Annotated in this window: 12 protein-coding genes; 11 read left to right on the top strand and 1 reads right to left on the bottom strand. The window is 66.4% G+C overall.

Annotated features, from left to right (window positions below; all coding sequences use genetic code 11):
• Nucleotides 1–6 precede the first annotated feature (6 nt).
• The 8 genes from ABKS89_RS11520 to ABKS89_RS11555 all read left to right on the top strand — a co-directional run bounded on the left by ABKS89_RS11520 (nt 7) and on the right by ABKS89_RS11555 (nt 7,722).
• Nucleotides 7–420 (top strand): type IV pilin protein, encoded by a 414-nt coding sequence (locus tag ABKS89_RS11520; protein WP_138216269.1) that lies wholly within the window; start codon nt 7–9, stop codon nt 418–420.
• Between the two features lie 221 nt (nt 421–641).
• Nucleotides 642–1,595 carry an AraC family transcriptional regulator gene (locus ABKS89_RS11525; protein WP_138216268.1) on the top strand — a complete coding sequence of 318 codons (954 nt, stop codon included), beginning with the start codon at nt 642–644 and terminating at the stop codon, nt 1,593–1,595.
• Between the two features lie 320 nt (nt 1,596–1,915).
• Entirely contained in the window at nt 1,916–2,359 is a 444-nt protein-coding gene (locus ABKS89_RS11530; protein ID WP_348589868.1) for a cupin domain-containing protein, read from the top strand.
• 150 nt (nt 2,360–2,509) lie between these two features.
• Nucleotides 2,510–3,877 (top strand): benzoate 1,2-dioxygenase large subunit, encoded by a 1,368-nt coding sequence (gene benA, locus ABKS89_RS11535; RefSeq protein ID WP_138216266.1) that lies wholly within the window; start codon nt 2,510–2,512, stop codon nt 3,875–3,877.
• Entirely contained in the window at nt 3,877–4,362 is a 486-nt protein-coding gene (gene benB / locus ABKS89_RS11540; protein ID WP_225601932.1) for a benzoate 1,2-dioxygenase small subunit, read from the top strand. The genes benA and benB overlap by 1 nt, the downstream gene beginning before the upstream one ends.
• Before the next feature lie 78 nt (nt 4,363–4,440).
• Nucleotides 4,441–5,454 (top strand): benzoate 1,2-dioxygenase electron transfer component BenC, encoded by a 1,014-nt coding sequence (benC, locus tag ABKS89_RS11545; protein WP_348589927.1) that lies wholly within the window; start codon nt 4,441–4,443, stop codon nt 5,452–5,454.
• Nucleotides 5,455–5,607: 153 nt separating this feature from the next.
• Nucleotides 5,608–6,936 carry an MFS transporter gene (locus ABKS89_RS11550; protein ID WP_138216264.1) on the top strand — a complete coding sequence of 443 codons (1,329 nt, stop codon included), beginning with the start codon at nt 5,608–5,610 and terminating at the stop codon, nt 6,934–6,936.
• Nucleotides 6,937–6,948: 12 nt separating this feature from the next.
• Nucleotides 6,949–7,722 carry a 1,6-dihydroxycyclohexa-2,4-diene-1-carboxylate dehydrogenase gene (locus tag ABKS89_RS11555; protein ID WP_348589870.1) on the top strand — a complete coding sequence of 258 codons (774 nt, stop codon included), beginning with the start codon at nt 6,949–6,951 and terminating at the stop codon, nt 7,720–7,722.
• A gap of 18 nt (nt 7,723–7,740) precedes the next feature.
• On the opposite strand, the gene ABKS89_RS11560 is transcribed toward ABKS89_RS11555, so the two are convergent.
• On the bottom strand, nt 7,741–8,613 hold the full coding sequence (locus tag ABKS89_RS11560; RefSeq protein WP_348589872.1) for a LysR family transcriptional regulator: 873 nt from the start codon (nt 8,611–8,613) through the stop codon (nt 7,741–7,743).
• Between the two features lie 148 nt (nt 8,614–8,761).
• Here ABKS89_RS11560 and ABKS89_RS11565 point away from each other — a divergent pair, with 148 nt between their 5' ends.
• From ABKS89_RS11565 to catA, 3 genes are read left to right on the top strand one after another with little or no spacing between them, the layout of a single operon-like run.
• Nucleotides 8,762–9,883: a muconate cycloisomerase family protein gene (locus tag ABKS89_RS11565; protein ID WP_138216261.1), complete on the top strand. Its 1,122-nt coding sequence runs from the start codon at nt 8,762–8,764 to the stop codon at nt 9,881–9,883.
• A 41-nt stretch (nt 9,884–9,924) separates the two neighbouring features.
• Complete coding sequence (gene catC / locus ABKS89_RS11570; protein WP_081516603.1) at nt 9,925–10,215, top strand: muconolactone Delta-isomerase; 291 nt, start codon at nt 9,925–9,927, stop codon at nt 10,213–10,215.
• 46 nt (nt 10,216–10,261) lie between these two features.
• A complete protein-coding gene (catA, locus tag ABKS89_RS11575) occupies nt 10,262–11,194 on the top strand; it encodes a catechol 1,2-dioxygenase (protein WP_348589873.1) in 933 nt (310 codons plus the stop codon).
• Nucleotides 11,195–11,251: the final 57 nt, after the last annotated feature.

An 11,251-nucleotide genomic window follows, 5' to 3' on the forward strand; every position in this document is an offset into this window, starting at 1 on the left:
GAAAGCATGAATCAACGTCGGCGGGAGAGGGGTTTCACCCTGATCGAACTGATGGTCACGGTGGCGATAGTGGCGATCCTCGCCGCCGTCGCCTTCCCCAGTTACCAGCGATATGTCCTGCGCAGCCACCGGGTCGAGGCCCAGGCCGTGCTCAGCGAAGCGGCGGCCCGGCAGGAGCGCTACTACTCGCAGAACAACGCCTACGCCAGCACTGCCGCCGCGCTGAACATGACCAGCAATGTCAACGCTCTGCAGTACTACAGCCTGGCCATTTCCAACATCACGGCCACCACCTACACACTCACCGCCACCGCCACGGGGTCCCAGGCCAAGGACGCGCCGTGCCTGAGCCTGAGCCTCGACCAGGCCGGCACCCGCAGCAACACCGGCACCGGAACCGGCACCACCTGCTGGCAATGAGCAGGCGCCGAAAGCGTGCGATTGGCGAACACTGCGCCACAGGTCGAATTGCGCCGGCCGGTACCGACCCCTAGGGTGAAGCGGATTCGCGGGCCTGCCTTGCATCCGGATTGCCCGCACGACCGTCCATCCTGGCCGATGCCCGTATTCCGGGTCACGGCATAGACTGGGCGCACGAGCCGCGACGAAGAGCGCGGCCAACCACAAGAGTGAGTGCCTGTATGCAAAGCCTGCTGAGCGAGCGCAGCCGCGTGTTCGAGCGTGCCGACCCCTATGCGGTGTCCGGCTACGTCAACCAGCATGTGGGCACCCACGACCTGCGCCTGCCAGCCCACGGCCATCCCCAGGCCAGCCTCAACCACCGCCGCTTCGCCAGCCTCGACCTGTGCCGCATCAGCTACGGCGGCGCAGTGCGCGTCACCTCACCTGCGCTGGAGAGCATCTTCCATCTGCAGATACTGCTCAGCGGCCACTGCCTGTGGCGTGGCCAGCGCCAGGAACACTACCTGGCGCCGGGCGAGCTGCTGCTGATCAACCCGGACGACCCGGTCGACCTGACCTACTCGGACGACTGCGAGAAATTCATCCTGAAGATTCCGGTGACCCTGCTCGAAGCCATCTGCGCCGAGCAACGCTGGAACCATCCGCGCGCCGGTGTGCGCTTCACCGAGAACCGCTACCAGCTGGGCGAACTGGAAGGCTTCGTCAACCTGCTGTCGATGGTCTGCCAGGAGTCCGAAGCCGGCGAGCGCCTGGCGCGGGTCGACGAGCACTACCAGCAGATAGTCGCCAGCAAGCTGCTGACCCTGCTGAAGACCAACGTCAGTCGCGAACCCATCGCCGGTACCAGCGCTTCCTTCGAACGCATCGAGGCGTACATCGAAGGTCACCTGCGCGAGGACATCGACGTCGAAGCGCTGGCGCGCCAGGCCTCCATGAGCCTGCGTTCGCTCTACGCACTGTTCGAGCGGCATGCCGGCACCACGCCGCGTCAGTACATCCGCCGCCTCAAGCTGGAGCGCATCCGCGCCTGCCTGAGCGATCCGGCCTGCCCGGTGCGCAATGTCACCGAGCTGGCGCTGGACTATGGCTTCCTGCACCTGGGGCGCTTCGCCGAAGGCTACCGCCAGCAGTTCGGCGAGCTGCCGTCGGAGACGCTCAAGCGCCGCAGCTGATCTCCGCTGGCTCTAGCCGACGTCATGCTGGAGCACCAACGTAGGATGGCGTGGAGCGCAGCGATACCCATCAATTCCGCCGCACCGACAGCATGGGTATCGCAAGCTCCACCCATCCTACGAATTCGCCCGTCGGGGAGGGCGCCGCGAGCCAATGTTGCGAAAGCCGATCCGCCGTTGCGGCACCGGCGGATAACCCGTTCCGGGTTATGCGCCCTAGGTGTTGCCGTTCCTCCGATTCCCCGCTTCGCTTGCGCGGATGGGGCTGTACTGGGAAGAGGCGTGCGCAATGCCTGCGCAGTCCCAGCGAGGTCGCGTCCATGAATTCCACCCCGTTCATCCTCTCGCCGGGAGAGCGTAGCCCGGCCCTCAACGTCGTCGGCATCCGCATCAACGTGCTGGTGGCCGACACCGACTCAGCGGCGCAGCGGATCACCTTCCAGGCAGGCGAGGAGGGCGCCGGGCCGCCGCCGCATACCCATGACTGGGACGAGTCCTTCTATGTGCTCCGCGGCGAGGTCGTCTTCATCGTCGCCGAACGCACGGCCGCCTGCCTGGCCGGCACATTGATCCACATTCCCGCCGGCACCCTGCATGGCTTCAACTTCGGCCCCGGCGGTGGCGAGATGCTCGAAATCACCGGCGCCCAGAGCCAGGCCATCGAGATGTTCCGCGCCCTGGATCGCGAGCTTGTGCCTGGCCCCGTGGACGTACCGAAGACCGTTGAAGTGGCCGCTGAATACGGCGTCATCTTCCACCTCTGAATCCCCGGCGGCCTGCTCGCGAGGGCCGTCATTGCGGCTTCACGGCAAACCTGCAGAAAACGGATAGCACTCTGCACAAAGCGGATATTGCCCCGCCGAACCCAGCCCTAACCTGAGCCTGCCTGAACAATAACAACGGAGGCCCCGGCCATGTCCCTGGGTATCGACTACTTGCGTTCGCTGCTTGAGGAAGACCCTGCCAAAGGCGTCTATCGCTGCCGGCGGGAGATGTTTACCGACCCGCGCCTGTTCGACCTGGAGATGAAGCACATCTTCGAAGGCAACTGGGTCTACCTCGCCCATGAAAGCCAGATTCCCGAGAAGAACGACTTCCTGACCACGATGATCGGTCGTCAGTCGGTCTTCATCGCGCGCAACAAGGACGGGGTGCTCAACGCCTTCCTCAATGCCTGCAGCCACAAGGGCGCCATGCTCTGCCGGCACAAGTCCGGCAACCGCGCAAGCTACACCTGCCCGTTCCACGGCTGGACCTTCAACAACTCCGGCAAGCTGCTCAAGGTCAAGGACCCGGCCGAGGCGGGTTACCCGGAAGGCTTCAACTGCGAGGGCTCCCATGATCTGACGAAAGTGGCACGCTTCGAGTCCTACCGCGGCTTCCTCTTCGGTAGCCTGAAGGCCGAGGTCAAACCGCTGGTGGAGCACCTGGGCGAGTCGGCGAAGATCATCGACATGATCGTCGACCAGTCCCCCGAAGGCCTGGAAGTACTGCGCGGTTCCAGCAGCTACATCTACGAAGGCAACTGGAAACTCACCGCCGAGAACGGCGCCGACGGCTACCACGTCAGCTCGGTGCACTGGAACTACGCCGCCACCCAGAACCAGCGTCAACAGCGCGAAGCCGGCGAAGAAGTGAAGACCATGAGCGCCGGTGGCTGGGCCAAGCACGGCGGCGGTTTCTACTCTTTCGACCACGGTCACCTGCTGCTCTGGAGCCGCTGGGCCAACCCCGAGGCGCGCCCGGCCTTCGAGCGCCGCGACGAGCTCGCCCGCGACCATGGTCGCGCCCGCGCCGACTGGATGATCGAGAATTCGCGCAACCTCTGCCTGTACCCCAACGTCTACCTGATGGACCAGTTCAGCTCGCAGATCCGCATCGCCCGGCCCATCGACGTCAACCGCACCGAGATCACCATCTACTGCATCGCGCCCAGGGGCGAGAGCAGCGAGGCGCGCGCCCAGCGCATCCGCCAGTACGAGGACTTCTTCAACGTCAGCGGCATGGCCACGCCGGACGACCTGGAAGAATTCCGTTCCTGCCAGCAGGCCTACCAGGGCAGCGCGGGCGGCTGGAATGACATGTCGCGCGGGGCGAAGCACTGGATCGACGGCGCCGACGACGCAGCGCGTGAGATCGACCTGGCGCCGGCTTTGTCCGGCGTGCGCACCGAGGACGAAGGCCTGTTCGTGCTGCAGCACCAGTACTGGCAGCAGACCATGATCGACGCGCTGGCGGCCGAGCAGGCCAATCGCATCGCTGTGACAGAGGAGGGCGTGTGATGAGCCGCTACGAGACCGTCCGCGACTTCCTCTACCGCGAAGCGCGCTACCTCGACGACAAGGACTGGGATGCGTGGCTGGAGCTGTACGCCGCCGACGCCACCTTCTGGATGCCCTCCTGGGACGACCGCGACCAGCTCACCGAAGACCCGCAGCGGGAAATCTCGCTGATCTGGTACGGCAGCCGTGGCGGCCTGGAAGACCGCGTGTTCCGCATCAAGACCGAGCGCTCCAGCGCGACCCTGCCGGACACCCGCACCTCGCACAACCTGAGCAACATCGAGGTGCTCGGCGAGGCCGACGGGCAGTGCCAGGTGCGCTTCAACTGGCACACCCTGAGCTTCCGCTACAAGACCGTCGACAGCTACTTCGGCACCAGCTTCTACACGCTCGATGTACGCGGCGAGCAGCCGCTGGTAAAGGCGAAGAAGGTCGTGCTGAAGAACGACTACGTCCGCCAGGTCATCGACATCTACCACATCTGATTCCGCCGTCAGGGCTGTGCGTTGCGCGCGTGGATTCGCCGCGTGCGACGCCGCCTGCGCGACGCCGAGGTGCACGCCATGAACCACAAGATCGCCCTCAACTTCGAAGACGGCGTTACCCGCTTCATCGACGCCAGCCCCAGCGAGACCGTGGCCGATGCGGCCTACCGCCAGGGCATCAACATTCCGCTGGATTGCCGCGACGGCGCCTGCGGCACCTGCAAGTGCTTCGCCGAAGCCGGCCGCTACGACCTGGGCCAGGAATACATCGAGGACGCGCTCACCGAGGACGAAGCCGGGCAGGGCTACGTGCTCACCTGCCAGATGCGTGCGCAGAGCGATTGCGTGGTGCGCGTGCCGGCCTCCTCGCAAGTCTGCAAGACCGCCCAGGCCAGCTTCGAGGCGAGCATCAGTGCGGTGCGCCAGCTCTCCGAAAGCACCATTGCGCTGTCGATCAAGGGCGAGTCGCTGAGCAAGCTGGCCTTCCTGCCGGGGCAGTACGTCAACCTGCAGGTGCCGGGCAGCGAGCAGAGCCGCGCCTATTCCTTCAGTTCACTGCAGAAGGACGGCGAGGTCAGCTTCCTGATCCGCAACGTACCGGGCGGCCTGATGAGCAGCTTCCTCACCGGCCTGGCGAAAGCCGGCGACGCACTGTCCCTGGCCGGCCCGCTGGGCAGCTTCTACCTGCGCGAGATCAGGCGGCCGCTGTTGCTGCTGGCCGGCGGCACGGGGCTGGCGCCCTTCACCGCGATGCTCGAACAGATCGCCGAGCGCGGCAGTGAACATCCGCTGCACCTGATCTACGGCGTAACCCACGACTTCGACCTGGTGGAGATGGACCGCCTGGAAGCCTTTGCCGCGCGCATCCCCAACTTCACCTGGAGCGCCTGCGTGGCCAGCGCGCAGAGCAACTACCCGCGCAAGGGCTACGTCACCGAGCACATCGAACCGGCGCACCTGAACGACGGCGAAGTGGACATCTACCTTTGCGGTCCGCCGCCGATGGTCGAGGCGGTCAGCCAGCACATCCGTTTACAGGGCATCACGCCGGCGAATTTCTATTACGAGAAGTTTGCCGCCAGCGCCGCCTGAGCCCGGAATACGCCTGCATACCCAGTGGGTATGCAGGCATGCCGACAAAGTATTTTTCCTCGGTGCCACCGCGCCCTAGCCTCCGGGCTGGGCCCCTGGCAGGGCCTGCATAACAATAATCAGCGAGGCATTGCCCTCGCAGCGGAGACCCAGATGAGCCAGACGTGCAACATACCTGACGTGATAGATCACGCCGCCTTGAGTTCCTTCCAGTGGCGCGTGTTCGTCCTGTGTTTCCTGGTCGCCATCTTCGATGGCTTCGATACCCAGGCCATTGCCTACACGGGCCCGGCAATCATCGAGACCCTGCAGCTTTCCACTGGTGGCCTGGCGCCGATCCTCAGCGCCGGCATCGTCGGAATGGCCCTGGGCGCCATGGCGCTTGGGCTGTTCGGTGACCGCTTCGGCCGCCGCCCGACGGTGATGGGCGCGGTCGCTCTGTTCGCCCTCGCCACCTTGGCCACGGCCTTCGCCAGCAGTGCCGAGCAGATCCTGGTGCTGCGCTTCCTCGCCGGCCTCGGCATGGGCGGCGCCACGCCGGTGCTGCTGGCATTGGCCTCCGAGTACGGTCCGGCGCGCCTGCGTGGCGCCATCGTCACCGGCATCCTGCTGGGCCTTCCGGCGGGCGCCATGCTCGGCGGGCTGCTCGCCGCCCAGCTCATGCCGCTGATCGGCTGGCAGGGCATCTTCCTCGCAGGCGGATTGCTGCCGCTGGTGCTGCTGGTCGGCCTGTACTTCGCGCTGCCGGAGTCGCTGCAGTTCCTGGCTACCCGCTCGGGCGAGACGGCACAGGTGCGCCGCATTCTCGCGCGGATCAGTTCGCGGACGCTCGCCGATGACGTGCGCTTCAGCGTGCCGGAAGCCGCCACCCGCACCAGCGTACGCGCCCTGTTCGGGCCGGGGCTGGCGCGCAATACCCTCGCCGTGTGGTTGACCTACCTGTTCAACTGGGTGGCCTGGTTCATGTTCCTCTCCTGGCTGCCCACGGTGCTGAAGACCGCCGGCCTGCCGGTAGAGCAGGCGCCGCTGGGCACCGTCACGGTCAATGCGGTGTTCATCCTCTGCGCCATCCCGCTGTCGATCCTGCTCCCGCGCCTGAACACCCGCAACGTACTGCTCGGCCTGTTCGCCCTCGGCGTACTGGTCAGCCTTGGCCTGTCCCTGAGCGGCGACAACTGGGTGCTGGTGTTCCTGCTGGTCGGCGCCGCGGGCCTGGGCATTGGCGGGCAGCAGATCGCCCTCAACTACCTGGTGGTTTCGGCCTACCCGACCAGCCTGCGCGCCACCGCCACCGGCTGGGCCATCGGCCTGGGCCGGGTGGGGGCCATCATCGGTTCCGCCCTGGGTGGAACCTTCCTCGAATGGGGCGGCGTCGCCGGTTTCTACCTGGCGCTGGCCATTCCCCTGCTGCTGGCGCTGGTCGCCGTGGCCCTTATCCGCGGCAGCGAGAAGCCTTCGGGCGGGCTCGTGGCCGCGCACTGACAGGAGAACGTCATGTCCCGTTTCGACAACAAGGTTGCCCTCGTCACCGGCGCCGCCCAGGGTATCGGCCGGCGCGTCGCCGAGCGGCTGCTGGAAGAGGGCGCCAAGGTCATTGCCGTGGACCGCTCCGAGATCGTCCACGAACTGCAGGACGCCCTCGGCCAGCACGGCGAAGTGCTCACGCTGACTGCCGACCTGGAGCGCTTTGCCGACTGCCAGAACGTGGTCGATCAGGCGCTGGCGCGCTTCGGCCGCCTCGACATCCTGGTCAACAACGTCGGCGGCACCATCTGGGCGAAGCCCTTCGAGCACTACGCCGAAGACGAGATCGAAGCCGAGGTGCGCCGCTCGCTGTTCCCCACCCTGTGGTGCTGCCGCGCGGCGCTGGTGCCGATGCTGGAGCAGGGCGCGGGCGCCATCGTCAACATCTCGTCCATCGCCACCCGTGGGGTGAACCGCGTGCCCTACGGCGCGGCGAAGGGCGGGGTGAACGCGCTGACCGCGTGCCTGGCCTTCGAGACCGCCGAACGCGGCGTGCGGGTCAACGCCACCGCGCCCGGCGGCACCGAAGCGCCGCCCCGGCGTATCCCGCGCAACGCGGCGCAGCAGAGTGAGCAGGAGAAGGTCTGGTACCAGCAGATCGTCGACCAGACCCTCGACAGCAGCCTGATGAAGCGCTACGGCAGCATCGACGAGCAGGTCGGCGCGATCCTCTTCCTCGCCTCCGACGAAGCCAGCTACATCACCGGCGTGACCCTGCCGGTGGGTGGCGGCGACCTGGGCTGAGGCACCGCCATGATGCGCCTACGGCAGGTTTGCGCCGATCAGTTGCAGGCAGCGTTGCAGCGGCGCGCTGACGTCGCCGCGACGTTGGCTGAGGATGATCGGCGAGACCGCCTCGGCGTCGGTCAGCGTCGCGTAGCCGATGTCGGCGCGGTGCTGCTGTTGCACCGACGCCGGCACCAGCGCCACGCCCAGGCCGGCGGCGACCAGGCCGATGGCGGTCTGCAGCTCGTTGGTCCACTGCGCGACGCGCACGCTCAGGCCATGGTTGGCGAACAGCGCCAGCACGTGGTCGGCGTAGCTGGGGCGCGGGTTGGCGGGGTAGAGCACGAAGTCCTCGCCGGCCAGTTGCTCCAGGCTCAGCGGCGCACCCAGCAGGCGATGCCCGGCCGGCAGCACGGCGACCATCGGCTCCTCGCGCAGTACCTGCTGGGTAATGGCCGGATCGTCGATGCGGATGCGTCCGAAGCCGATGTCGATGCGTCCGCTTTTCAGCGCCTCGACCTGCTGCACCGTGGTCATTTCCTGCAGCCCCAGCTCCAGAGCGGCGTCGCCGCGCAACTCGCGGATCAGCTCGGGCAGACCGTCATACAGCGTCGAGGGCGCGAAGCCGATGCCGAACCACTGGCGCTCGCCATGGCCGATGCGCCGGGTGCTCTCGCAGATGCTTTCCAGCTGCGCCAGCAGGGTGCCGGTCTGCTCGTGGAAGTAGCGCCCGGCGTCGGTCAGGCGCAGCGGCCGGCCACGCTCCAGCAGCGGCACGCCAAGCAGTTCTTCGAGCTGCTGGATCTGCCGGCTCAGCGGCGGCTGGGCAATGTGCAGGCGCTCGGCGGCGCGGGTGAAGTTGAGGGTGCCGGCCACTTCGCGGAAGTAGCGCAGGTGTCGCAGCTCCATGATACCTCCAGGGTATGCAACAAGATGGCAACGATATTGGACTGCCTGCAGGCCCCAGCGCAATCCTTCGTCAGTCGTGAAAAGACCTGTCGGGTATCGCCGCAATGCAGCCCGGCCCATCCAGAAATCCCAGACCGGAACGCCGTCCATGAGTAGCCCCGTCATCGAACGCATCGAGTCGATCATCGTCGACCTGCCGACCATCCGCCCGCACAAGCTGGCCATGCACACCATGCAGCAGCAGACGCTGGTGATCATCCGCCTGCGCTGTTCCGACGGCGTCGAGGGCATCGGCGAAGCCACCACCATTGGCGGCCTGGCCTACGGCAACGAAAGCCCGGAGAGCATCAAGGCCAACATCGACGCGCACTTCGCGCCGCTGCTCAAAGGCCAGGACGCCAGCAACATCAACGCTTGCATGCAGCGCCTGGACAAGTCGATCAAGGGCAACACCTTCGCTCGGTCGGGTATCGAGAGCGCGCTGCTGGACGCCCAGGGCAAGCGCCTCGGCCTGCCGGTCAGCGAACTGCTCGGCGGCCGCGTGCGCGACAGTCTCGAAGTGGCCTGGACCCTGGCTTCCGGCGACACCGCCCGCGACATCGCCGAAGCCGAGCAGATGCTCGACATCCGCCGCCACCGAATCTTCAAGCTGAAGATCGGCGCCAACCCGCTGGAGCAGGACCTCAAGCATGTGGTGGCGATCAAGAAGGCCCTGGGCGAACGCGCCAGCGTGCGCGTGGACGTCAACCAGGGCTGGGACGAATCCCAGGCCATCCGTGGCTGCCAGGTGCTTGGCGAGAATGGCATCGACCTCATCGAACAGCCCATCTCGCGGATCAACCGCAGCGGCCAGGTGCGCCTGAACCAGCGCAGCCCGGCGCCGATCATGGCCGACGAATCCATCGAAAGCGTGGCCGATGCCTTCAGCCTCGCCGCCATTGGGGCCGCCAGCATCTTCGCCCTGAAGATCGCCAAGAACGGCGGCCCGCGTGCCGTGCTGCGCACTGCGCAGATCGCTGAAGCCGCCGGCATCGCGCTGTATGGCGGGACCATGCTCGAAGGCGCGGTCGGCACCCTGGCCTCGGCCCACGCCTTCATCACCCTGGAGAAGCTGACCTGGGCCACCGAGCTGTTCGGCCCGCTGCTGCTCACCGAGGAGATCGTCACCGAGGCGCCGGTTTACCGCGACTTCCAACTGCATGTGCCGCGCACGCCCGGCCTGGGCCTGACGCTCGACGAAGAGCGCCTGGCGCGCTTCCGCCGTACCTGATTCGCAACCCTTTCCGACTGCCCGATAGAGGAGAAGACCCGATGCTGTTCCACGTGAAGATGACCGTGAAATTGCCCGTCGACATGGACCCGGCGAAAGCCGCCCAGCTCAAGGCCGACGAGAAGGAACTGGCCCAGCGCCTGCAGCGCGAGGGCAAGTGGCGCCACCTGTGGCGCATCGCCGGCCACTACGCCAACTACAGCGTGTTCGACCTCGCCAGCGTCGAGGAACTGCACGACACCCTGATGCAGCTGCCGCTGTTCCCCTACATGGACATCGAAGTCGATGGGCTCTGCCGCCATCCGTCCTCGATCCATACCGACGACCGCTGATTTCTGTCCGAACGACTCAACAAGAACAAGACTTGAGGATCGCATCATGACCGTGAAGATTTCCCAGACTGCCGATATCCAGAAGTTCTTCGAAGAAGCCAGCGGCGCCCTGAATGACCAGGGCAACCCGCGCGTGAAGAACCTTGTCCTGCGCATCCTGCAGGACACCGCGAAACTGATCGAAGACATGAACGTCACCCCCGACGAGTTCTGGAAAGCGGTGGACTACCTCAACCGACTCGGCTCCCGCCAGGAAGCCGGCCTGGTCGTCGCCGGCCTCGGCGTCGAGCACTACCTCGACCTGCTGCTGGACGCCCAGGATGAAGCTGCCGGCCTTGGCGGCGGCACCCCGCGCACCATCGAAGGCCCGCTGTATGTGGCCGGCGCGCCGCTGTCCGAAGGCGAGGCGCGGATGGACGACGGCAAGGACGCGGGCACCGTGATGTTCCTTTCCGGCCGTGTATTCGACCCGCAGGGCAAGCCGCTGGCCGGCGCCGTGGTCGACCTCTGGCACGCCAACACCAAGGGCACCTACTCGTACTTCGACAGCACCCAGTCCGAGTTCAACCTGCGCCGGCGCATCGTCACCGACGCTGAAGGGCGCTACAAAGCGCGCAGCATCGTGCCCAGCGGCTACGGCTGCCCGCCGGATGGCCCGACCCAGGAGCTGCTCGATCAACTCGGCCGCCACGGCCAGCGCCCGGCGCACATTCACTTCTTCATCTCCGCGCCGGGGCATCGCCACCTGACCACGCAGATCAACCTCGCCGGTGATCAGTACCTGTGGGATGACTTCGCTTATGCCACCCGCGACGGGCTGATCGGTGAAGTGCGTTTCGTCGAGGATGCAGCTGCCGCCAAGGCTCGCGGTGTGGAAGGGCGCTTCGCCGAGATCGAGTTCGACTTCCAGCTGCAGCAGGCGGTTTCTGCCGACGCCGAGGACCGCAGCAACCGTCCTCGCGCTCTGCAGGAAGCCTGATTCCCGCCAACGCTCCACCCTTCCTACGCAGAGCGCCCGGATGTTCCGCAGCTCGGG

Source organism: Pseudomonas sp. LABIM340 (assembly GCF_040017195.2).
Classification (GTDB): Bacteria; Pseudomonadota; Gammaproteobacteria; order Pseudomonadales; family Pseudomonadaceae; genus Pseudomonas.